The sequence below is a fragment of the Paraburkholderia sp. EB58 genome, from assembly GCF_050436665.1.
GTDB lineage: Bacteria > Pseudomonadota > Gammaproteobacteria > Burkholderiales > Burkholderiaceae > Paraburkholderia.
Genome location: NZ_JBNDMQ010000004.1, coordinates 335,322 through 359,530 on the forward strand (window position 1 = coordinate 335,322; position 24,209 = coordinate 359,530).

The 24,209-nt window shown below is 62.0% G+C and carries 18 protein-coding genes; 10 read left to right on the top strand and 8 right to left on the bottom strand.

Annotated elements, in window-relative coordinates; all coding sequences use genetic code 11:
- Positions 1-204: 204 nt before the first annotated feature.
- The 6 genes from P3T40_RS08730 (at position 205) to P3T40_RS08755 (ending at position 6,857) form a co-directional block, all read left to right on the top strand.
- Positions 205-1,068 (top strand): GNAT family N-acetyltransferase, encoded by an 864-nt coding sequence (locus P3T40_RS08730; RefSeq protein WP_429267279.1) that lies wholly within the window; start codon positions 205-207, stop codon positions 1,066-1,068.
- Between the two features lie 29 nt (positions 1,069-1,097).
- On the top strand, positions 1,098-2,033 hold the full coding sequence (locus P3T40_RS08735) for a 2-hydroxyacid dehydrogenase (protein WP_429267280.1): 936 nt from the start codon (positions 1,098-1,100) through the stop codon (positions 2,031-2,033).
- 198 nt (positions 2,034-2,231) lie between these two features.
- Entirely contained in the window at positions 2,232-3,611 is a 1,380-nt protein-coding gene (locus P3T40_RS08740; RefSeq protein ID WP_429267281.1) for an aspartate aminotransferase family protein, read from the top strand.
- 180 nt (positions 3,612-3,791) lie between these two features.
- A complete protein-coding gene (locus P3T40_RS08745) occupies positions 3,792-4,274 on the top strand; it encodes an Lrp/AsnC family transcriptional regulator (RefSeq protein ID WP_429267282.1) in 483 nt (160 codons plus the stop codon).
- A gap of 82 nt (positions 4,275-4,356) precedes the next feature.
- A complete protein-coding gene (locus tag P3T40_RS08750; RefSeq protein ID WP_429267283.1) occupies positions 4,357-5,838 on the top strand; it encodes an NAD-dependent succinate-semialdehyde dehydrogenase in 1,482 nt (493 codons plus the stop codon).
- Between the two features lie 44 nt (positions 5,839-5,882).
- Positions 5,883-6,857 (top strand): M14 family metallopeptidase, encoded by a 975-nt coding sequence (locus P3T40_RS08755; RefSeq protein ID WP_429267284.1) that lies wholly within the window; start codon positions 5,883-5,885, stop codon positions 6,855-6,857.
- Between the two features lie 352 nt (positions 6,858-7,209).
- Here P3T40_RS08755 and P3T40_RS08760 read toward each other — a convergent pair whose 3' ends face one another.
- The 7 genes from P3T40_RS08760 to P3T40_RS08790 form a co-directional block, all read right to left on the bottom strand.
- On the bottom strand, positions 7,210-9,204 hold the full coding sequence (locus P3T40_RS08760) for a hydantoinase B/oxoprolinase family protein (RefSeq protein ID WP_429267285.1): 1,995 nt from the start codon (positions 9,202-9,204) through the stop codon (positions 7,210-7,212).
- A 13-nt stretch (positions 9,205-9,217) separates the two neighbouring features.
- Complete coding sequence (locus tag P3T40_RS08765; protein WP_429267286.1) at positions 9,218-11,284, bottom strand: hydantoinase/oxoprolinase family protein; 2,067 nt, start codon at positions 11,282-11,284, stop codon at positions 9,218-9,220.
- Between the two features lie 107 nt (positions 11,285-11,391).
- Positions 11,392-13,260, bottom strand: a complete 1,869-nt coding sequence (locus tag P3T40_RS08770) for an ABC transporter ATP-binding protein (RefSeq protein WP_429267287.1) — start codon at positions 13,258-13,260, stop codon at positions 11,392-11,394.
- A gap of 1 nt (position 13,261) precedes the next feature.
- On the bottom strand, positions 13,262-14,173 hold the full coding sequence (locus P3T40_RS08775; RefSeq protein WP_429267288.1) for an ABC transporter permease: 912 nt from the start codon (positions 14,171-14,173) through the stop codon (positions 13,262-13,264).
- Positions 14,174-14,247: 74 nt separating this feature from the next.
- The gene (locus P3T40_RS08780; RefSeq protein WP_429267289.1) at positions 14,248-15,201 is read right to left on the bottom strand and encodes an ABC transporter permease; all 954 of its coding nucleotides are present in this window, start codon (positions 15,199-15,201) and stop codon (positions 14,248-14,250) included.
- 111 nt (positions 15,202-15,312) lie between these two features.
- Positions 15,313-16,887 (bottom strand): ABC transporter substrate-binding protein, encoded by a 1,575-nt coding sequence (locus P3T40_RS08785; protein ID WP_429267290.1) that lies wholly within the window; start codon positions 16,885-16,887, stop codon positions 15,313-15,315.
- A gap of 480 nt (positions 16,888-17,367) precedes the next feature.
- Positions 17,368-18,516 carry a porin gene (locus P3T40_RS08790; protein WP_429267291.1) on the bottom strand — a complete coding sequence of 383 codons (1,149 nt, stop codon included), beginning with the start codon at positions 18,514-18,516 and terminating at the stop codon, positions 17,368-17,370.
- A 232-nt stretch (positions 18,517-18,748) separates the two neighbouring features.
- On the opposite strand from P3T40_RS08790, the gene P3T40_RS08795 reads away from it, so the two are divergent.
- The 4 genes from P3T40_RS08795 to P3T40_RS08810 all read left to right on the top strand — a co-directional run bounded on the left by P3T40_RS08795 (position 18,749) and on the right by P3T40_RS08810 (position 23,454).
- A complete protein-coding gene (locus tag P3T40_RS08795) occupies positions 18,749-18,889 on the top strand; it encodes a hypothetical protein (RefSeq protein WP_429267292.1) in 141 nt (46 codons plus the stop codon).
- A gap of 493 nt (positions 18,890-19,382) precedes the next feature.
- Positions 19,383-21,323 (top strand): FUSC family protein, encoded by a 1,941-nt coding sequence (locus tag P3T40_RS08800; protein WP_429267293.1) that lies wholly within the window; start codon positions 19,383-19,385, stop codon positions 21,321-21,323.
- 264 nt (positions 21,324-21,587) lie between these two features.
- The gene (locus tag P3T40_RS08805) at positions 21,588-22,661 is read left to right on the top strand and encodes a Dyp-type peroxidase (RefSeq protein WP_429267294.1); all 1,074 of its coding nucleotides are present in this window, start codon (positions 21,588-21,590) and stop codon (positions 22,659-22,661) included.
- Positions 22,654-23,454, top strand: coding sequence for a family 1 encapsulin nanocompartment shell protein (locus P3T40_RS08810; RefSeq protein ID WP_429267295.1), 801 nt, complete (start codon positions 22,654-22,656; stop codon positions 23,452-23,454). The genes P3T40_RS08805 and P3T40_RS08810 overlap by 8 nt, the downstream gene beginning before the upstream one ends.
- A 151-nt stretch (positions 23,455-23,605) precedes the next feature.
- On the opposite strand, the gene P3T40_RS08815 is transcribed toward P3T40_RS08810, so the two are convergent.
- Entirely contained in the window at positions 23,606-24,016 is a 411-nt protein-coding gene (locus P3T40_RS08815; protein ID WP_429267331.1) for a hypothetical protein, read from the bottom strand.
- Positions 24,017-24,209 lie beyond the last annotated feature (193 nt).

Below are 24,209 nucleotides of genomic sequence, written 5' to 3' on the forward strand. Positions count from 1 at the left end.
TCCAGTTCGCAGACGAGATGCGAATCATGGTACGGGCGATGCGGCAGCATTTGCTGCCATGATGGCCGGGCTCGACCGTGTGAAGTACGCGTTATGAGGGGTGAGCGCAGCGTGGCGTGCGGTATTGCCCTGGCAATAAGATCGTCCTAGCCGCGCCGCCCAACCGGTGCGACATTACGCAGGCATATTGAAGAGGAGTGGAAAGTGACTCAACCGCTTGCTGGAGTCCCCGTCCGGTTTCGTCCGCTGACGGCGGGCGACCTGGCCGCCGCGCACGAACTGTCGGTGGCGGTCAAATGGCCGCATCGCCGCGAAGACTGGGAATTCGCGCTAAATCTGGGCGCGGGCCTCGGTGCCGAGAACGACGGCGGCCTCCTCGGCACGGCCTTGCACTGGAAATTCGGCGCGGATCACGCCTCGCTCGGCATGGTAATCGTCGCGCCCGAGCAGCAGGGCCGCGGTATCGGTCGCGATCTGATGAGCCGCACCATGGACGCGATCGGCGCGCGCACCACCTTCCTGAACGCCACGCGCTCTGGCCAGCCGCTCTACGAAAAGTTCGGTTTCAAGGCGGTCGGCAGCATCCATCAACACCAGGGGACTGGTGGTGCGCATCCGCCCGCTGTACAACTCGCACCCGGTGAGCGCATCCGTCCGCTCGGCGCACGCGACCCGGATCGTCTTGCTGTGCTATTGAACCGCGCGGCAGGCTACGACCGCACTCAGGTGCTCGCCGCGTTGCTGAGCGTGGCGGAAGGCGTGGTACTCGATCGCGATGGTGAACCGGTCGGCTTCGCGCTGATGCGCCGCTTCGGGCGCGGGTATGTGATTGGGCCGCTGGTGGCACCGCATATCGAAGGCGCCCAGGCGTTGATCAGTCACCTGGTCGGGTCGAACGAAGGCAAGTTCGTGCGCATCGACGTCACAGGCGATTCCAGCCTGTCCGACTGGCTCGACGACCTCGGGCTGCAACAGGTGGACGCAGTCGTCACCATGGTGCGCGGCGAAGCGCCCGAGCCTGAGGGCGCAGCGCGGGTCTTCGCCATCACCAACCAGGCGCTCGGTTAAGCGTCGCCGGACTCCATCGGACCCCGCGAATGACCTTCCTCTACAAGGCCGACCCGGTGCGCGGCGCGCAGTGGGCCCGTCTGTTTGCCCAAAAAGCGCCGGAGATTCCGTTTCGCATCTGGCCGGACGGCAGTTCCTCCGACGATGCCGAAGCGGTGCGTTACCTCGCCGTATGGGAAGCGCCGCGTGACCTCGCCACGCTCTTCCCCAATCTGGAAGTGGTGTTTTCGGTCGGGGCGGGAATCGACCAGTTCGATCTGACGGCGATTCCAGCGCATTTGCCGGTGGTGCGGATGATCGAACCGGGCATCGTGGCAGGGATGATCGAATACGTGACGCTCGCCACGCTGGCGCTGCACCGCGACTGGCTAACCTATGCCGCGCAGCAGCGCGAAGGCCGCTGGCAGGTGCTCCGCACGCGCGTCGCGAGCGAACGGCGAGTCGGCGTGCTGGGTCTTGGCGTCCTCGGACAGGCCGTGCTGACGCGTCTGGCCAGCTTCGGCTTTCAATGTGCCGGCTGGAGCCGTTCGCCGCGCACGCTCGACGGCATCGAATGCTTTGCCGGCGCCGAGGCGCTGCCGGCATTTCTCGCCCGCACCGATATTCTGGTGTGCCTGCTGCCGCTCACCGACGCCACGCGCCGTATCCTGAACCGCGATCTGTTTGCGCAGTTGCCGCGTGGGGCCGCGCTGATCAACACGGGCCGTGGCGGTCATCTGCAGCAGGATCATCTGCTGGAAGCGCTCGAAAGCGGCCAACTCAGCGCAGCCGTACTGGATGTGGCGGACCCGGAACCGCTCGCGGCGGACCATCCGCTGTGGCATCACCCCCGCGTGATGCTGACGCCGCACGTCGCCAGCATGACCCAGCCGTACAGCGCGGTTGAAGTCGTGCTCGACAACCTGCGCCGTCACCGTGAGGGCGAGCCGCTGATCGGTCTGGTGGACCGCGCACGTGGCTATTGATGTTCCTAGCGCAGCACAAAATGCTGCGCCACCCGCAAAAACACAATTCCCGCCTTCCAGCAGCAACGAATCCCAGCGTCTTCGTTGTTTCTGTCCCGCTACCATGGTTTGCATGCGGTTCGCGCTCGCGGCACGCGTTGCGCGCACCTTCCCGGCACTTCGTGCATTGCTGCGCGCACAACTCACGCACTCCATACCATGCCCACGTCTTCACTGATCGAATCCGACCGCAAACATCTTATCCATCCGGTAGCCAGCCTGCGCGCGCATGAAGAGCGCGGCGTCACGATTCTCGAATCGGGCCGCGGCGCCTGGCTGCGCGATATCGACGGCAACGAATTGCTCGACGCCTTCTCGGGCCTGTGGTGCGTGAATACCGGTTACGGTCACGAAAGCATCGTGCGGGTGGCGACCGAGCAGATGACTCGCCTGCCTTACGCAACCGGCTATTTCCACTTCGGCTGCGAGCCGGCGATCCTGCTCGCCGAACAACTGGTCCAGCTGGCGCCGAACTCGCTGCGCCATGTGTATTTCACGCTCGGCGGCTCGGATGCGATAGACGCCGCGATCCGCTACATCACGAACTACTACAACGCGACGGGCCGCTCGCAGAAGAAGCAGTTCATTGCGCTGGAACGTGGGTATCACGGATCGTCGTCGGTGGGCGCGGGTTTGACTGCGCTGAGCTCGTTTCATCAGAACTTCGATGTGCCACTGTCGAACCAGCATCACATCCCGTCGCCGTATCTGTATCGCAGCGAAGTGGGTGACGATCCGCAGGCGGTGATCGATGCGTCCGTCGCCGCGTTGCGTGCGAAGGTCGAAGCACTTGGCGCCGAGCGTGTGGCCGCGTTCTTCTGCGAGCCGGTGCAAGGCTCGGGCGGCGTGATCGTGCCGCCGAAGGGCTGGCTCAAGGCGATGCGCGATGCTTGCAGCGAACTCGACATCCTGTTCGTCGCTGATGAAGTCATTACCGGCTTTGGCCGCACCGGTCCGCTATTCGCCTGTTCCGCCGAAGACGTCGAGCCGGACCTGATGACGGTGGCCAAAGGACTCACCGCAGGCTATGCGCCGATGGGCGCCGTGCTGATGTCCGATGCTGTGTACAACGGCATCGCCGATGGCGCCGGCACCCGTTCAGCCGTAGGACATGGCCAGACTTACTCGGCGCATCCGGTGAGCGCGGCCATCGGCCTCGAGGTGCTGCGGCTCTATCACGAAGGCGGCCTGCTCGCGAACGGCGTGGCTCAGGCTCCGCGCTTCGAGGCAGGCCTGCGCGACCTGCTCGATCATCCTCTGGTGGGCGATGCGCGCAGCCGCGGCCTGCTTGGCGCGCTCGAACTCGTGGCTGATAAAGCCACCAAGCGCCGCTTTGATCCAGCGCTAAACCTGAGCGAGCGGATCGCCAAAACCGCCTATCGCAATGGCTTGATCTTCCGCGCCTTCAATGACAACATCCTCGGCTTCGCGCCCGCGCTGTGCTACCAGCGCGAGGAATTCGACGTGATGTTCGAGCGTCTGCGCAAAACGCTCGATACGGTGCTGGAAGCGCCCGAAGTGCGCGCCAGCGTTGCCTGAGATCTTGCCCGGGTTTTATCCGGGCATCGCCCAGCGCCCCTCCGGCGAACCGTGTAATCCGCTGAAAGGCTTGCTGCATAAGGGTTTGCCGTGAAATTTTTCCGTGACGGGGCGTGCTACGATAGTCTCGTCACTGCGCTTCCATAGGTCATCGCCTCCGTGTCAACTAATGCTAGTTCAATGAAGCTGGACCGCATCGATCTGCGCATCCTGTCCCAGCTCCAAAAGAAGGGCCGCATTACCAATGTCGACCTCGCGGACGCGGTCGGCCTGTCGCCGAGCCCATGCCTGATTCGCGTGAAGCGTCTCGAGAAAGCGGGCTATATCGCAGGTTACGGCGCACATCTGCAGTTGAGCAAACTCGGCGACGTCCAGCTCGTGTTTACCGAAGTGACCTTGCAGGATCATCGCCGCGAGGATTTTGCCAAGTTCGAGGCCAGTATCCGTACCGTCGACGAAATTGCCGAGTGCCATCTGGTGAGCGGCGGCTACGACTATCTGCTCAAGTTCGTTACGCGCAGCGTCGTGCATTACCAGACCGTGATGGAAGATCTGCTGGAACGCAATATCGGCATTGAGAAGTACTTCAGCTATGTTGTGATCAAGTCGCCGTTCGTGAAAAATCATTACCCGATTGAGAGCCTGTTTCCGCTGACAGACTGAGCGGTTGAGCGTTGCGCGCGACCTGTTTCATGGCATCAATTCATCCATTCGTTATCCTTATCTATTATTCTGGTCAACCGCCATGCCACTCACTCTGAATCGGCCCGAACTCTCCCGTTCACATAACTTCATCGCAGGCGAGTGGCGCGACGCTGTGGCCGGCGCCCGCTATCCCGTCAGTGATCCGGCCTCCGGCGCCGACTTTACGAGCGTGCCGGATAGCGGCGACACCGACGCCCAGGCCGCCACCGATGCCGCGCACGCCGCCTTCGACACCTGGCGCGAGCGCACAGCCCGTGAACGCGCGCAATTCCTCAAACGTTGGCATGCGGCAATCGTCGCCAATAGTGAAGACCTTGCGCGCATCATTTCGCGCGAACAGGGCAAACCGCTGGCCGAAGCGCGAGGCGAAGTGGCGTATGGCGCATCGTATGTGGAATGGTTTGCCGAAGAAGCCGTGCGTACTTATGGCGACATGATCCCCGCCTTGATGCCCGGCAAGCGGATGATGGCGGTGAAGGAGCCGGTCGGCGTGGTCGCCGCCATTACGCCGTGGAATTTCCCGCTGGCGATGATCGCTCGCAAGATTGCCCCGGCGTTGGCAGCGGGGTGCACCGTGGTCGCCAAACCTGCGGAAGACACTCCCCTCACGGCGCTGGCCCTTGCGCGTCTCGCCGAGGAAGCGGGCTTGCCGGCGGGTGTGCTGAACGTCGTGACCGCCTCGCGCGAACACACGCCCGGCACCGTCTCAAACTGGCTGGCCGATCCACGCGTACGCAAGATCACCTTTACCGGTTCGACGCCAGTCGGCAAGCATCTGGCGCGCGAATCCGCCGATACGCTCAAGAAGCTCTCGCTGGAATTGGGGGGCAACGCGCCGTTTATCGTCTTCGACGATGCGGATCTGGACGCTGCGGTCGACGGCCTGATGGCATCGAAGTTTCGTAACGGCGGACAGACCTGCGTGTGCCCGAACCGGATCTACGTGCAGAACGGCGTCTACGATGCCTTCGCTCGCAAGCTGGTTGAGCGGGTCGCGGCACTGCGTGTAGGGCCTGCCACGCGTGATGACTCGCAGATCGGGCCCATGATCAACGCCCGGGCCGTCGACAAAATCGAGCGCCACGTACAGGACGCCCTCGCGCACGGCGCGGTGGTGCTGACTGGCGGCCGCCGCCTGCAAGGCGACGGTCTTGACGGTCCGCATTACTACGCGCCCACCGTGCTGGGCGATGCCAACCGCGACATGGCCCTGTTTCGCGAGGAAACCTTCGGCCCGGTTGCACCGTTGCTCCGATTCGAAAGCGATGCCGACGTGCTGCGCGAAGCCAATGACACGCCGTTCGGACTCGCGGCATACTTCTACTCGAACGATGTGCGCCGCATCTGGCGCGTCGCCGGCCGGCTCGAAAGTGGCGTGATCGGCATCAACGAGGGCGCTGTCGCCAGTGAGGCCGCGCCGTTCGGCGGCGTGAAAGAATCGGGCTATGGCCGCGAAGGCTCGCGTTATGGGCTCGACGATTACCAGCACATCAAATATCTTTGCCAGGGCGGCCTTGCTTGAGCCTCGGCAAAGGCCCCTTTTATTGACTGCGAATGGACACGCTCATGACAACCCACTCCCCGCAGCAGGACCAGGCCTACCCGGTCGACGTCGAATTCCCCGACCTCAGCGGCTATGCGGCAGGTAATACCGGCATTCCGTATGTCTACACGTTCGACAGCGGCGTGGCCGGCCCCCATGTCATGATCAACGCGCTCACACACGGCAACGAAGTGTGCGGCGCGATTACGGTCAAGGCGTTGCTCGATCTGGGTGTGCGGCCGCGCCGTGGCAAGCTCACGCTCGCTTTCTCGAACATTGATGCGTATCTGAGCTTCGATGCATCGAAGCCGGATGCGTCGCGTTTCGTCGATCAGGATTTCAACCGGGTGTGGACCGCGGCAAAGCTAGATGACACGAGCACGGATTCCAGCGAGTTAAGGCGTGCTCGCGCTCTGCGCCCGGTGATCGATACGGTGGATGCCTTGCTCGACCTGCATTCGATGCACGAGCGTAGCGCGCCGCTGATCGTTTCAGGTCCGTTGGGCAAAGGTATTGAACTCGCTCGTGCGTTGGGTGCGCCTGCCACGGTGATCAGTGATGAAGGGCATCCGGAAGGGCGTCGCATGCGGGACTATGAGGGTTTCGGCGATCCGCAAAGCCCGCGCAATGCGTTGTTGGTGGAGTGTGGGCAGCATTGGGAGCCTTCGGCGGTTGTGGTGGCGAAGGACTGTGCTGCGCGGTTTTTGGTGCTATCGGGTGCGCTAAATGATGCCGATTTGCCTTCCGGCTGGTTTGCTCCGAAGCCGGATGCGATGCGGGTGATTCGTGTCACGGAGCCGGTGGTCGCCAAGAGCATGGATTTTCGCTTCGCGGGTGCTTATACCGGGTTGGAGATGTTCGCTAAAGCGGGGACAGTTATTGGGTGGAATGAAGGTGAACCTGTCGTCACGCCTTATGACAATTGCGTGCTGGTGATGCCGTCGTTAAGGCAACTCAGGCCGGGGGTGACGGTAGTTCGGTTGGGGCAGTTGCTGTAGGGATGCCTTTTTGGTTTTTGCCTTCGCGGCGCTTTGGTGGTCGTTCTGGCCGGTGTTGGCCTTTCCTTGCTTTGTTTTCGGTCTATTAGGGTCGCCCCTGTGCGGGGCAGCACTTACTTTCGTTGCCGCCGCAAAGAAAGTAAGCAAAGAAAGCGGGCTCACACCGCCAGCCCGTAGGTGTCCACCCCTTGAGCTAACCCAGAGTGGTCCGGGACGAGATCGTACCTCGCAGCTTCCCCGCTCGTGACAAAGCGCTCATCCACCCCACTCCGCACTGCGTGCGTCGTGGATGGGTCCACCTGGGAAGGCTTGTCTACTCAACGCCAACAGTCGATTCTGTTCCCCCGTCCTCTCAGCTCGCGCGCCGCAATTCCGGCCACGAGGCGCGGACGTCCGCAAAGATCCGGTCGATCGTTTCAGCATTCACGCCTTCCGTTTCGACGTGCGCGTCCAGTGCATCGAAGATCCGGTGCTTGATGAAATAGCGCCATTGCACCGGCACGTCGGCCAGAATGCGCGTGAGGGCGGCGTAACGTTCGCGGGTCCATTTCGCTTCGAAGGCCTCACGGTACGGCCCAAACTCGAACGGTGGCACTTCAGTATCGCCCGCCAGCGCCTGAGCCTGCTCGCGTAGCGCCGCCGTTTCGCGCGAGTCGATTTCGCCGTCGATGATCGATACCGCGTAGACCTCGCTCGCTTCCCGCTCAGTGACATAACCTCGCCGCACGTCATCGCATACCCGCTGAACATCGCGGTCGATGGGTCTGCCGTATCCCCCTGCCCCTGCCCCAACCAGGCGGATCACGTCGCCTGGATTGCAGATCACCAGGTCCGTGTTGCCCAGTTGCTCCGCGTACGGGGTATCCGGGTTTTTAGTGAAACGCGCGTTCGCGCCAGCGTGGCCGCCGCGTACGCCCCATGAGGCGAAATGCGTGCGGTCGCGATTGCGCGCCGTGACGAGTGTGTTCGGCGCGAATACTTTGAACTCCATCACCAGACCCTGGCCGCCGCGAAACTGACCCGCGCCTCCCGATCCGGGCGCCACGCCGTAGCGTGTAATGCGAATCGGCACCTCGGCCTCATTGATCTCCACCGGTGTATTGCGCAAGAACGCGTTGTTCGCGCCCGAACCGTCCTCGCCGTCGTCGAAGGACATACCGCCCGCGCCGCCGCCAATCGGCCCGATCGACGCCATCACGGTGCTGCCATGCCGGTCCATCGTTTTGACGCTGAGGATAGACAGGCCACCTGCGGGGCAAGCCGCGAGTCGTTCTGGAATCGCCTGCGAAAATGCGCCGAAGGTCAGCAGATGCAGCAGCTTGCAGGTGAGACTGCGCATACCGACCGCCGCCGGTCGCTGTGCATTGACAACCGTACCTTCGGGCAGCACGCAACGCGCCACCCGCAACATGCCGCTGTTGAGCAGGATCTCGGGGTTCAGCGTGTACAGCACGTAGACGAAGCCGACTAGCGCAAGCGCGTGCCGTTCACGTCCACCTGTGGGGATATTCAGCGACGACTGCAACTGCGGGTCGCTGCCGGTGTAGTCGAACTCAACACTGCCATCGCGGATGCGCAGCGTCAGCGCGACACGCATCGGCTTGCCGCGCACCGAGTCTTCATCCGCGTATTCCGCGAAGAAATACTCGCCGTCGGGAATGCCGCGCATGATGGTGCGTGCCTGCTCCTCCGAGTAATCGAGCAAGGCCTGCATGCCGGCCTTGAAGCCGTCGATGCCAAAACGCTCGATGATCTCCAGCACCCGCCGCTCGCCGGTATGCAGCGACGCCAGTTGCGCATGCAGATCGCCGACATTCTGATCAGGTACGCGGACATTGGCAGCCATGATGCGCAGCAGTTCTTCATCGAGCACGCCGCGCCGCACGATCTTGGTAGGAGGAAAGCGGATGCCTTCCTGCTCGATTTCGGTCAGCGTGCGCGACAGCGACGCGGGTACGGCGCCGCCCATGTCCGTGTTGTGAATGTGGCCGCCAACAAAGCAAACAATCTCACCTTCGTAAAACACCGGCTTCCACAACACGATATCCGGTGTATGCGTGGCGACGAAGCCGCTGTACGCGTCATTCGTCATGCCGATATCACCCGGCTCGTAGTGGTCGATCATGCCGATCACCGGACCGTAGTCGAGGCCGACGTACCACGTCGCACCCAGCGTCTTTGGCGAGGCAAATGTGAGTCCGTCCGGCGTCGTGATCGCGCACGAGAAGTCCTCGGTCTCTTTCACAAAGGTCGAGTGTGCGGTGCGCACCAGCGTGTACGCCATGCTTTCCGCTGCCGCGACGCAATAGTTGGCGAAGATCTGCAGCACTGCCTTGTCGAATTGCATGCCCTGCTCCGTATCAGTTCGCGCCAACATAGGTAAGAATCAGATTGCCGTAGGTATCAACGCGTCCCGAGAAACCCGGTAGCACACAGGTGGTGCAATCGTCCTGCGCAATCACGGCCGGTCCGGCAATCTGCTGGCCAGCCAACAGCTTCGCGCGATGGAATAGCGCTGCATCGCGAAATGCGCCGTCCATCCAGACCTTGATCGAGGCATCCGGAATAGGGGACTGCTCGCTCGTTTCGATGGGTCGCAACGCCGGCTTGGGCGTCACCGACGCAATCACGAGACGCAACGCCACCACCTGGATCTTCGCTTTCAGATCGCTGTGGCCATAGAGCCGTGCATGCTCGCGATGGAACGCGTCGCTCAGCGCGGCGATGTCCCGCTCCTGCAGCCATGCCAGCTCAAGAGGAGTATCGATTTCGAACGATTGGCCCTTGTAGCGCATGTCCGCCGAGACGGTGATGCGCGCTGTGCGGTCGCCGCCGGCGTGACCGGGTGCGGCGGTTTCAGCGGCCATCCATGTCCGCGCGGCCGTTTCGAGTGAGCGCACATCGTCGCGCAGCGCGTTGAGCGCTGCGGCGTCGAGGTCGTAGTAAGTGGTCTTGACGAAATCGTTCGTCGTATCGGCAATCAGCCCGCCGAGCGCGCTCAGCACGCCCGGCGTAGTGGGCACAACGACCTGCTCCATGCCGAGCGCCCGCGCGAAATAGCACGCGAGCATCGGCCCTGCACCGCCGAACGGCAGCAGCGAGAACGTGCGCGGATCGATCCCAAAGCGCGACACGATACGGCTCACACCGGCATACATGCCGGACACCGACACGTTTACGATCGCTTCCGCCGTCTTGTAGATATCCGAGCCGAGCCGCTGGGCAAGCGCATCGATCGCGCGGCAGGCGGCGTCGTGATCGACTTTCACCGAGTCATAGCCAAGGCTGGCGTTGCCGATCACGCCCATCACGGCAAAGGCATCGGTGATGGTGGCGCGCGTGCCGCCGCGGCCGTAGCACACGGGACCTGGATTTGAGCCGGCGCTCTCCGGTCCGACTTTAAGTACGCCGAAATCGTCCACCCACGCAATCGAGCCGCCGCCGTCGCCGATGGACGACACCGAGACCGACGGAATATGTATCTGGAAATCTCCGATGTATTCGCCGGTGGCGTATTGCGGTTCGCCGTCGATGATAAGCGCAACGTCCGCTGTCGTGCCGCCGATGTCGAGACTCATGCAGTGCTGCAAGCCGCAGAGTTGCGCGACATAAGCGGCGCCAATCACACCAGACGCTGTGCCTGACAAGATCATCTGCACGCAGTTAGTCTTGCCGGTTTCGGCGCTCATTACGCCACCATTGGACTTGGTGACCTTCATGTCCACTGCGATCCCCGTCTCGCGTAGCGCGCGTTGCAGCGACGACAGATAGTGCGACACCTTCGGCTGCACATACGCACCTATCACGGCCGTCGAGGTACGTTCATACTCGCGAATAATCGGCCACACATCAGATGAACATGAGACGAAAAGATCCGGCATTGCACGCTCTAGTATCGCCTTCACCTCGTGCTCATGCGCAGGATTGCGATACGAGTGCAGCAGCGACACCACGACGCCTTGGCAGCCGGCGCGTTGCAGCTTGTCGAGCGCATCTAGCACGCTCGCCTCGTCCACCGGTGTCTCCACCGTACCATCCGCGGTGAGCCGCCCCACGATGCCGAACACCCGCTCACGCGGCACCAGCGGCGCGGGTCGCTTCGACATCAGGTTATACATATCGGGGCCTTTCAGGCGCGCGATATCGAGCACATCTTCGAAATGTTGCGTCGTGATCAGGCCAAGCTTCAGGCCCTTGCGTTGCACGACCGCGTTGACGCCGACGGTGGTCCCATGCGTGAAATAGCTGACCTCGTGTGGATCGACGCCGTAGCGCTCGGCAAGACCTTCCATGCCGCGCAACACTTCGGCGCCCGGACTGTCGGGCCGGGAAAACACTTTCAGCGTTTTCAGCTCACCAGTTTCATCATTCAGTACTGCGAAATCGGCAAACGACCCGCCAATGTCCACACCGATTCTCAAGCCCATGAAGTTGTTCCTTTAGTTCGGCCCTGAACGCTGCACTTCGCAACCCGATGCACTACGCAAATCCGCTCCGTGCGTCCACCCCAAGGGTGAACGCACGGCCTCTCTGCTTACACTACCGAGCCTTCCCGCAACGCCGGGGTTTGCTGGAGAGTGGTCAAATCAAGCTCTGTGCGATGGCACAGTACCTCAGCTCCATTCGACAGTTGCCGGCGCGCAGGCGCCGTGGTGTTGCACAAGCCATCGACGCGCAATGGGCAGCGTCCGAGGAAAGTACACAGTTCCGAGTGCTCCGCACGCGCCCCGATTGGCGGCAACTCGCCATGACAGCGCACTGAGGCTTCATCGAGCCAGCCCGTGCGCAACTCTGGTGCGGACGAGATCAGCAGGTCCGCATACGGATGGAACGGCGGCGCGCACAGCGCCGCGCGATCACCGGCCTCGACGCGATGACCGGAATACAGCACGACAATGTCGTGACTGATTGCGCGCATCTTGCCGATGTCGTGGGTAATGAACAGGTACGACAGCCCGAGCTTGCGTTGCAGATCAGCAAGCAGATCGAGGATCGCTGCGCCGACCACGGTATCGAGCGCGGACGTCACCTCGTCGCACAAAATCAGATCGGGCTCGGCGGCGAGCGCACGCGCCAGGTTGATCCGCTGCTTCTGACCGCCCGACAGTTCGCCGGAGCGACGTGTTGCAAGGGCAGCGGGCAGTCGCACCAGATCGAGCAGTTCGGCGACCCGCTGGCGGGCGCGCTCTCCCTTCATACCGTGATAGAACGCGAGCGGCCGGGACAAAATCCGCTCTACCGTATGCACCGGGTTCAACGCCGTATCCGCGTTCTGGAACACGATCTGGATGCGCCGGAATTGCTCCTTGGTGCGCCGGTTCAGACGCGAGGGCATCGGCTCGCCATCGAGCAGCAACGCACCACTCGCTACCGGCATCAGACCCGCAATCACCTTCGCAAGCGTGGTCTTGCCGGATCCCGACTCGCCGATCACGCCCACGGTTTTGCCGCGGTGGATCACGAGATCCACGTCATCCAGAACGCGTGCTGCCGGAAAGCCCTTGGCATCGACCTTGCCATAACCGGCGACGAGACGCTTGACCTCCAGCAACGGAGGTTCCTCCGCTTTAGCGGCGGCGCGTGCTTCGGGACGTGCGCCGCGCGGCGTCGGCATGACCGCCGCAATCAGGGCCTGCGTATAGGCATGCGCTGGCGCATGGAGAATCTGCGCCGTGCTGCCGACCTCGCGGATCGCACCGTCGCTCAGCACTACGATGCGATCGGCCATCTGCGCGACCACCGCCAGATCATGCGACACGTACACTGCGGTCGTGCCGAGTTCCTTCACGACCCGCTTGAACGCCTGCAGCACGTCGATCTGCGTGGTGACGTCGAGCGCGGTGGTCGGCTCGTCGAGAATCACCAACTCAGGGTCCGTGATCAGCGCCATCGCCGCCAGCAGTCGCTGCAACTGGCCACCCGAAACCTGGTGCGGATAACGCTTGCCGATCTGCTCGGGCTCAGGCAACGCCAGTGCACGGAACAGTTCGATGGCTTTTGCCTGTGCAGCGTCCTTGCCCATGGTGCGATGGATCAGCGCGCTTTCGATTACCTGATCAAGAATCGTGCGTGCCGGATTAAAGGCCGCTGCGGCGCTTTGCGCGATATACGCAACCTTGCGGCCGCGTAGCGAAGCCAGCGCGTCGGGCGACAGCGCACGCACGTCGCACTCACCGACCCGGATCGAACCGCCGGCAATCCGGCAACCCGTGCGGGCATGTCCCATCAGCGAAAGCGCAATCGTCGTTTTGCCCGAGCCGGATTCGCCGATCAGTGCGAGCACTTCGCCGCGTGCGACCGTAAAGTCGATATCGTGCACGATGGTGGTTTCGGGCCGGCCTTCGCTGCTGCCGACCACTCGCAGACCGCGCACTTCAACGAGGTTGGTGGAAGTCGTATTCATCTTAGCGAGCCTCCGCGGCACGGCGCAAACGCAGGCGCTTGCCACGCCCAGGCAGCCCGTCGATCAGCAGGTTGACGCCAACCGTCAGGATCGCAATGGCGATGGCGGGCATCAGCACCACCGGTGCACCGTCGCCCAGGCCGGCGATGTTTTCCCGCACTAGCGAGCCAAGGTCGGCGTACGGCGGCTGCACACCAAGCCCGAGGAAACTCAGACTGCTCAGCAGCAACACCACGAATACAAAGCGCAAGCCGAGATCGGCGAGCATCGGATGAATCATGTTCGGCAGGATCTCCACGCAGCAGATATAGATCGCGTTCTCGCCGCGCACTTTGGCAACCTGCACGTATTCGAGCGCGCTGATGTTCACTGCGAGCGAACGCGCAATCCGATAAGCGCCTGGCGTATAGCTGATTCCTGCGGTCAGCACCAGCAAGGTCAGCGACGAGCCGAACGCCGCGACAATCATCAACGCGAACATCTTGGTGGGAATCGAGCTCACTGCGTCAAGCACGCGGCTCATGGTCTCGTCGACCGCGCGGCCCGCGACGGCAGCCAGCAAGCCAAGTCCGGTTCCGCACACGGCAGCGAACAGCGCCGCGGCCAACGCGAGCAGCACGGTGAGGCGCGTGCCATACATGATGCGGCTCAGCATGTCGCGCCCCAGGTAGTCAGAGCCGAGCGGCAGGTGGGCGCTGAACGGCGCGAACACATCCTGCGTCACGATCGCGCCCTCCGGATGCGGCGCGACCCACGGCCCAAAAATCGCCACCAGCAAGGCAAGCACGACCATGGCCGCGCCGATCCAGCCACTCAAGGACAGCGAAGGCATGCGGCGTGCAGCGCGTTTGCCCAGTGGCGGTGGGACGGAGCCACCACCGCCGGAAGGCGCAGGTGAATAAGGGGCGGGCATGTCAGGACTCCTTCTGAGCGCCGTATCGGCATGCGTCGGCACGCGGGGGTCAACAGGGGATGAATGATCGAGGTTCATGTCCGCAGCCTCGGGTTGGAAACGATCGCGCACAGATCCGCGAGCAGCACCAGAATCAGGTAACCGAGGCAGAAAATCAGTGTGCAGGCCTGCACCAGCGGCATATCGCGATTGCTGACCGCGTCCACCATCAGACGGGCCAGGCCCGGGTAGTTGTAGATCGTCTCAACGATAATCACCCCGCCCAGCAGATATGACAGGCTCAACGCAACCGCATTGGCAATCGGGCCGATCGCATTGGGCAGCGCATGCAGCAGCACCACACGTGCCGGGCGCGCACCCTTCAGGATCGCCATCTCCACATATGAAGAGCCGAGCTGTTCGATCACCGCTGCCCGCGTCATGCGTGCCATCTGCGCAATGATCACGCAGCACAGCGTAATGACCGGCATCGCATAGGCACGCATGAAGTGATCGAAACTGTCTATCTCGCCGCCATACGACAAAGCCGACAGCCAATGCAGCTTGACCGCGAACACCAGCACCGCGAATGTCGCGATCAAAAATTCCGGCGTCGCGACCAGCGCGAGCGTGCCGAGACTGATGATGCGGTCGAGCAGCGAGCCGCGCTTCACTGCGGCGAGGATACCCATCGAAATGGCAATCGGCACCGAGACAAGCGTGGTAATCGCAGCCAGCTGCAACGACTTGGGCAGGCGGTCGGCAATCATCTCGCTGACCGGTAGATTGCTCGACAGCGACAGCCCGAAATCGCCGCGCACGAGACCCGCAAGCCAGTGCAGGTAGCGCAGATAGGCAGGCTGGTCGAGGCCGAACTGCAGCCGCAATGCCGCGATCGTCTCCGGCGTCGCCGCCTGGCCGAGCGCCTGTTGCGCGGCATCGCCTGGCAACAGATTGGTAATCGTGAAGATGATCATCGACACGATCAGCAGAATCAGCAGCGTCAGTGCAATGCGCTTCACAATCAGCGCTGCAATGGTCTGGTTCATCGCACGGGCCTCCTACGAGGATTGCAGGGACCGGTGGCGGACCTTGGGGTTCGCCACCGGCAAGCCGGATAACCGGGTGACCGTTCTAGCAGATCAAAAGATGCAAACGGATCAAGCTTCCCACCACACGTTCTCGGCGAACGAGAAGCCCATCATCCCGCCGGTCGGGATCGAACCCAGACCCTTGACACGCTTGTCGTAGCCGTCGAGCAAACTGATGAACGACGGGATGCCGATGCCGCCCTGGTTGCTGACGATGGTTTGCATGTCAGCGTACATCTGCTTGCGCTTGGCGTCGTCGGTTTCCGAGCGTGCCGCGACCAGCAACTGGTCGAACTGTGGATTCTTCCAGCCAGATTCGTTCCACGGCGCGTCCGACTTGAAGAACTGCGTGAACAGCACGTCGGCACTCGGACGCGGATTGATGCTGCCGAAGCCGAGCGGATGTTTCATCCAGTGGTTCGACCAGTAGCCGTCGGGCGGTACGCGGTTCACCGTCAGGTTGACGCCGATCTTTTGCGCCGACAGTTGCATCATCTCGGCCATTTCGACCGAGCCGTTGGCGTCCGACGTTGCGTAGATCGGTGGCAGCGTCAAACCCACGGCGCCAGCTTTCTGCAGATGAAACTTGGCCTTGTCGGGGTCGTACGGGCGCTGCGGCAAGCCGGCGAAATAGTAACGATGGCCAGGAGGAATCGGCTGATCGTTGCCGATCACCGCATAGCCGCGGAACACCGCCGTACGGATCTGCTCGCGGTCGAACAGATACTTCATGCCCTGCACGAAGTCCGGGTTGCCAGTTAGCGTGTTATCGCGCCGCATGATGAGGTCAGTATAGAGACCCGACTTGGTCTCCTTGATCGCGTAGCCGGGCGTGGCCGCAATGCGTTGCGTCGCACGCGGATCGACCGCGCTGATCAGATGGACGTCGCCGGAGAGCAGCGCATTCACGCGTGCCGAATCGTCGCCGATGCCGATCAACTCCACCTCGTCGAGGTAGGGCTTACCCGGGCGCCAGTAATTGTCGTTGCGCGTGCCGACCGTGCTGACACCCGGCTTGAACGTCTTTACCTTGTATGGTCCGGTGCCCACGGCCGTCGAAAAGTCCCTGGTGCCGTCCTTGATGATGACAAGCTGCGGCGTGGCGAGAATCGCCGGCAGGTCTGCGTTAGGCGAGCTCAAGGTGATCTGCACTTCGTCCGGCCCGCTTGCCTTCACCTCATCGAACTGGTCTGCCACCGACTTCACTTTCGATGCGGTCGCCGGATTCTTGTGACGCATCAGCGAATACACGACGTCAGCCGGCGCCAGCGCCTTGCCGTCATGGAACGTCACGCCCTTGCGAAGCTTGAGCGTCCAGACCTTTGCATCGCTGGTGGTGAACGACTCGGCCAGCGCCGGCTGCGGCGTCAGGCTGGCATCGAACTGGGCGAGCCCGCTATAGAACATGAAGAAGCGGATGTAGTCGGCGCCGGTCGAACCCTTCGCCGGGTCCAGCGTGTCAGCCGTCGAACTGGATTCATAGGCAGCCCGAATCTTGCCGCCCTTCTTCGGCGTATCGGCAAAGGCGGTCGTTGCGCCTGCGAGCATACCGGTGGTCCCCATGGCAAGCATGCCGCCCGCAGCTAAAACACGCATCATGTCGCGGCGGCTGAAACCGGCTCGTTTGATTTCGTCGTCGTTCATGGAATCTACTCCTGGGACCAAGGGAAGAATGAATACGGTTTGTGTAGGCCGCTTACCCGCCAAGAGAGAAACGTCGCGGGCTGATTGAATTTAAGCACCGCAAAATTAATGGAATGTCCTGATTCGGCATCGCGCGCAAGCGAAACGAATCGTTTTGAGGGCGCTTCACAGCATGAATTGCTGTGCGCGTAATGGCATGCGGCTGTCAGGCCCGTGGGGCGGGCTTCGCAGCGGCCTCGCAGGGCGGCTGGACAGGCTACGGGGCGTCGGCGGCCCGTTTTGGGCGTGCGCCACACCGTTCAGGACGGCGGCCACCAGGCGCGCGCGCAGCTCAATTAAGCGCTTGCCGGGGTGATAGACAGCGTTTTGTGCCGCGCAAAAAAAAGCTCATCGAGTATCTCGCGATACAGGATGAGCCAATGAAAGACATCACGTCACACGCATCGCGTCACGTAATGCCGCGTGGTCGAGCAAAGAAACTTAGAACTGGTGACGCAGGGCAATCCGGACCACGGTCTGGTTCGAGGTCGACGACGGTGCGTCGGTACCGAGTACGAAGCCATCGTCCAGAACCGAGTTGGTCCTGTCGCCGGAGACGTTCTGGTAAACACCCTGGATATAGACGTCCGTACGCTTCGAGAGGTTGTAGTCAGCCATCAGGCCGACCGTCTGGATCTTCGGCTTCAGGTTGCCCGTCGACGCTTCGAAGTTCTCGATGGTGTAGACGTACTCGGCGCCCACATAGAACGTCGGCGTGATCTGGTACTTGCCGTTCACCTCAATGTTCTGGAACTTCAGGGCATTGAGCGTCGAACCCGTCACGAGGGGAGCAGTCGTGCTGATGTAGCCGTTAGCAGTAGGATTCTTGTAATTCGAGTTGCTGTACGAAAGACCCACAGTGGCGGGACCAAACGTGTAGTTGATACCAGCGCCCCACACGCGCATGCGTTCGGCGATGAAGCTTGCGTCGTTGGTGGTGATCGCACCGCCCGTGGTGCCGCCCGGATTGTCCGCTTGCATATAGGCAGCGGCCACGAGCAGGCCGCCGTTCGCGTACTGACCGCCGAAGCTATAGGCGCGGTCGTTGGCGAAGCCCGTGTCGTTGCTGAACGCATACGCACCGCCAAACTGGAAGCCGCCGATATTCGGGCTCGCGTACTTGACGGCATTGTCCAGGCGGAACGAGTTGTCGGTGTTGTCGTTATCGTACGGGTGAGCAAACAGGTAGCCCGCCCAGTTGCCGTTAGCCGTAGTTTGCGCAAAGTAGTCGACCACGGAGTCGTACTGGCGGCCTAGCGTGACCGTACCGTACGTGTTGTCCGCCAGACCGACGTAGGCCTGACGACCGAACAGACGGCCGCCTTCGGCGAGCGTGCCGCTATTTGCGTTGAAGCCGTTTTCCAACTGGAAGACCGCCTTCATGCCGCCACCCAGATCTTCCGAACCCTTGAGACCCCAACGGCTGCCCTGTGCATACCCGCTCACCATCTCGAACTCATGATTGCCACCGACGTTGCTCGTGTAGTTAATGCCTTCATCGATCACGCCATACAAGGTGACGCTGCTTTGAGCGAATACAGGGGCGGCAAATGCTGCGGATACAGCGAGTGCAATGACTTGCTTTTTCATTACGATCTCCAGGCTTTGGAATATTCAAACGACGCGCTTTTTCGAACTGCTATTGAGAGTTCAATGGCGAACTTGATTGGCAGTTACGGGTTCGGAAACACACAACGGGACGGATGCTTGCACGCCGATCACGGGTCGTCCATTGGGAGTGGGCGCGAAGTTGAAAAAGCGTTGTGAAATGCCAACCTGGAGCGATGCAATACTCAGGATTGACGCTGCGGAAAGGCCTTAAATGCAGTCATTTCTCCGCTTTGCCACCCTTGTTGAAAGCGCAACGTTTTGCACGACGGAGCGTAGTTTATCCGTTGGCGCAGTGCACAAAGTCAAACAAAACAAAAACCATGTCGATGTGAAAGATGGCTTGATTATTTGATTAGGAAAACATATCAAATACTCATTCGAATTTAAGAACTTTCACTTTTGCGATTCGCATTCGTGAATGCGACGAATCACCATCTGATAGCCGCGCTTGAGTTCGCGTTTCGTGAGTCCTTTCGTGAGTCGCTTTGTGCCTCTTTCGTGCCTCATTACGCCGCCTCAAATCCAGCCCCAAGTCCGAGCCCGGGCCGCTACCGCTTTCAATATCCCTACATGAAATACGGCGAATTTGGCCCGCTTTGCTGGACACAGCGAATTTTGACCAGATATCATCCGGGAAAACCCGAACATGCCGCCGCTCCGCAGGAGCCTTTCGCTGCGGCCGATGCGGTCATGCGCGGGTGATGTCGTTCGTCGTCGAACGGGCTTTTAGCCGGTGATCCCGGTTAAAAGCCCATTTCGGCGATCTGAAGCAGGCGGTCTTACGTCCGCCCTGTCGCAGTCGGCCACAAGCCGGTCCCGACTTACTAGCCTGGATATCATCGATCATGATTGCTGTCGCGTTTTCACGCGTCGCCGGCCGCCTATTGGTTGCGGACCCGGGACTTGTGCGCCTCCACACCGCCTTGCGCGTCACGCTTGCCTGCCTGTTGAGCGGCGTCGTTTGCGTCGCGTGGACGGCCGGTCACCACCAGCCGCTCACCCTTGCCGCCCTCGGCGTCCTGTTCAGCATGATCGCGCCACTGTTCGTGCGCGACGCACGCCGCAGCGAATGGTTCATCACCCTGTTCTACCTTTATCTGTGCGCCTGCGCGAACTTCGCCGCGGCTGCCGCGTTGAGCCGCTATCCGCTCGCGGGCGATGCTGGCTTTCTGCTCGTCATGTTCACCGGCATGCTGTGCCAGGCCTGCGGGCCGCGTGCGCTTGGCTGCGCGATGATCGGCGTGGTGACGTTTTATCTCGGGCTGTATCTGCACCCGACGGCCGTCGAGGCCGCGCAGTCCATTGCGTTGTCGGCGGTTGGTCCCTTGATGGTGGCGCTCGTCGGCCGCCTGATCGTCCCCGTGCGGGCGGCGCGGACCTTGCAACTGGCGGTCCACACAGTCACGCTGCGGGCCGAGCGTGTGCTGGCCACTACGCGAACTGCGAAGGCGCCGAGCATGGTCACTGCGGCCCGCGTCTCCGAACTGAACGAAGCAGCGCTCGCGCTCGAAGAGCAACTCGCGCTGCTGAACCCGCCTGACGCATGCGCGCTTCGCGAACGGCTCGTCGAACTGGAAGTGGCCGCTGGCCAGACCACGTTCGGCTCGGCCTTGGAAGTAGCGGGGGTGGGCCCGCTACGCCAAGCTATCGAACGGCTCAAGCAAGCTGCCAAGCCGCGGCGCGTATTGCAGACGTTGCCTGCCGCGCGCAGCAGGAAGCGCCGCGCCGCCAAGTGGTTCGCCGACATCCGCGCGAGACTCGCCTGGCTGCCGGCGGCACGCGCTACCACGGCAGCATTGCTCGCCATGGTGATCGGCCACTCGCTCTCGCCAGAGCGCTGGTTCTGGGCGGTCATCACGACCTTCGTCGTGTTTCTCGGCACCCGCTCGCGTGCCGACACCGTCTATCGAGGCGCGCAACGGCTTGCCGGAACACTCGCCGGCGCGCTTGCCAGCATGCTGCTGGCAACCTCGTTGCACGATGCGCCGCTGCTGATGATCGCAGCAATGGTGGTCTGCGTGTTCGGCTGGGCCTACTACATCCTGAATGCGTATGCGCCCGGGGTGTTCTTTATCACGGTGCTGGTCGGCCTCGTCTACGGACAACTGGGCTTTGCGATGGGGCCGCTCGTCCAGTTGCGCATCGAGGAGGTGATGGTGGGTTGCAGCGTGTCGTTTGCTGTGGCGATCCTGATGATGCCGCTTGCGGCCACGCGCCATGTCGAAGCGCGGATCGCCGCCGTGCTCGCGGCGCTCAGACAAGTGGTGCGGCTCGCCACGCAGGCCCGTGTCCAACCCGACGCCGCCACGACAAGCGCGGCGATGCGCTCGCTGGATCGAAGCTGGCATGACCTGCGCATTGCCTTGCGGCCGTTGCAAACCCAACGGGTGTTCGTGTGGAATCCGGGTGTCGAACTCGCGACCGGCTCTTTGCTGAGTTGTCTGCACTGGGCCCGCGTGCTGAGCCACCAGGATGATACTGATGCTGCGGCGAGCCTGGTGGATCACGACACCGCTTCGCAGAATGCCGGCGCCGCACATGCCGCGTCGATTCTCGCGCGGCTCGATGCCATGATTGCCCGCTACGACGGAGCCACGGCATCTTCTGTCGCCGGCCAGCGGCTTGAAAGCGCGCGCGTTGAGTCTGACGCGACCGCTTATCACCGCGATGCCCAAACACTGGCGCAACTGGACGGCGCCGTGGCGCAACTCGCCGATCGCCTCGCCCATCCGAACGCCAGCATGCAAAAGCGCCTGAACTGGGCGTTAAGAACCAGAAGCGCGTAGGACCAGGCTGACCTCAACGCGCGGGGACAAAGCCAGATCTGCAATCGAGGCCCCCGCAGCGCATCCATATCACAACAGGCACCAAACACCGCCTGCAAGCTCTCCCGAAGACCCGCCCGGCTTCAGCGTCCTGGATCTGTCACGCATTAAATCCCACTCCCTGCTACCCTTGGCGTTCTCAGGCGGCTCGGGTGATATATGCTGTTGCCGGAGCACGTTCTTTGCCACTTCTCCTTGACCTATCAGCCCTGAAAGGCCGAAGCGATGTCCGATACTCCAATCCCCGCTGCTGTCACCCACGAACCGCAAGCCGTGTCCGTGCAGGTAACGCCCAGTGCCATCTTCATTGTTGCGACCATCAACCCGGACCCTGCCAGTCGTGAAACCGTGCGCGCGTGGTGCGCCGATATCGCCGCGCTGGTGCGCGCAGTCGGCAAGCGCGTACCGGCCGGCGGCCTGTCCTGTGTATGCGGGTTCGGCTCAGAGGCATGGGACGCGCTGTTCGGCGCGCCGCGCCCCGCCGGTCTGCACCCGTTCCGCGAATTCGGCTCAGGCGAGCGGCTCGCGATGGCGACGCCTGGCGATATCCTGCTGCACATCCGCGCCAATCAGATGGACCTGTGCTTTGAACTGGCCTCGCAACTGATGGGCCGGCTCAGCGGCGCCGTGACCACGGTCGATGAAGTCCACGGCTTTCGTAACTTCGATCAGCGCGCCATGATCGGCTTCGTGGACGGCACCGAGAATCCGACCGGCAACGAGGCTGTCGTGTTCACCGTGGTCGGAGAGGAAGACCCCGAGTTTGCCGGCGGTAGCTATGTACTGACGCAGAAGTATCTGCACGACATGACTGGCTGGAATGCGCTGTCGGTGGAAACGCAGGAGCGCATTATCGGCCGCACCAAACTCGCCGATATCGAACTCGACGAGGCAGTGAAGCCCACCAACTCACACAGTTCGCTCACGACGCTCGATGAGAACGGCGAAGAGGTCAAAATCCTGCGCGACAACATGCCGTTCGGCCGGCCAGGCTTCGGCGAGTTCGGCACGTATTTCATTGGCTATGCGCGCTCGCCTGCGCCGATCGAACAGATGCTGGAAAACATGTTTGTTGGCCGACCGCCAGGCAACTACGACCGGCTCCTCGATTACAGCCGCGCGGTCACGGGCGGTCTGTTTTTTGTGCCTTCGGCGCCGCTGCTTGAAGCGCTGGCTGACCGCAACCCCTCCGCGGTTGCTAGCGAAGCCGGCGCCCCCGAATCCCTACCGTCTGCCGAGCCCGTCAGCAATGGTTCGCTGAACATCGGCTCTCTCAAAGGAGCACCTCAATATGAATAACCTGCATCGCGAACTCGCCCCCATATCCGCGGCCGCCTGGACGCAGATCGAGGAAGAAGTTGCGCGGACCTTCAAGCGTTCAGTGGCTGGCCGTCGCGTGGTGGATGTGCAAGGCCCGGGCGGCGTGAGCCTGTCTGCGGTGGGCACCGGTCATCAGTCGGCCATCGCGCCGCCGCAGGCCGGCATCAGCGCGCGCCAACGCGAGGTGAAGGCGCTAGTGGAGCTACGCGTGCCGTTTGAATTGCAACGCGAAGACATCGACGATGTGGAACGTGGAGCGGAGGATTCGGACTGGCAGCCGGCGAAAGACGCTGCACAACAACTGGCGTATGCCGAAGACCGTGCGATTTTTGATGGGTACCAGGCGGCGAATATTGTTGGTATCCGCGAAGGTTCGTCGAATCCTAAGCTGAGCTTACCGGCTGAGGTGAGTGGTTATCCGGCTGTGATTGCGAAGGCGCTTGAGCAGTTGCGGCTTGCTGGTGTCGATGGTCCGTACTCCGTGTTGTTAGGTGCCGACGCTTATACAGCAGTTAGCGAAGCGAGCGATCAGGGATACCCGGTGCTTGAGCATCTCAAGCGGCTGGTGAATGGGGAGATTATCTGGGCGCCGGCTATCGATGGGGGCAGCGTGCTGTCCACACGTGGCGGGGACTTCGATCTGCATATTGGACAGGATCTGTCCATTGGCTATCTGAGCCATACGGATCAGGTGGTTCGGTTGTATCTGCAGGAATCGCTGACATTCTTGATGCAGACTAGTGAGGCTTCGGTGGCGGTGTTGCCGGAGTAACACGGCGCGTCGTACCGGGAGAAGTTCTCCACAGAAATTGTTCGCAAGCCTGTGGATAACCTAAGGGCAAGCGCGCCAAGTCATTGATGCAGCGGGGATCTGGCGTGCTGCTTCAAGCGCGCCCCCGTCTTCAACTTTGCGAGCCGTCTCTTCATTTACCCGACACTACCAGCTTGAGCTTATTCGCCCCCGCAGTCGTCGCGGTGATCTGCGTCCTCTGGTCGCGCGCCCCCACATAGAAATGCTGACGAGCAGGCGTATTCAGATCGTGGGTCGCCGCCGGCAAGCATGATGCAATATCCGCAGCAACTGACTGCAACGCGTCCGCACTAGACCCCGCGTCATGATGCGGAGTCCACAGACACTGATAACTGTCGTGGCTCGCGTTGCACTGCGCATCGTCGCCGTACGGCTGGGCGACGCCGTTCACGTCCGCCGGACTGAGGCCGGTAAAGCCGTCCGGCGCGGCTGCCACGATTCGTTTCAGGGCAGCGCACGGGGACGGCGCGTCATCGGCATTCACGATCACAGGCGCGAAGGCGACCATCGCCGCCATGGCCATCGCAATGCGCAAAACTGACTGTGTCGAGCGTTTCATGGGTACGACTCCTGATAGGAGATCGGGTGAAAGGCTGCGGATTCCGCGCAGCCGTGCTTCCCATGTTTGTCAGCACGATTCATGCCTTACGAGTCGGGTGTGTCACTTCAAGCGTCACTCAAGCGCTCTGCATCGAAGTCCACTGACCAATTTCAAT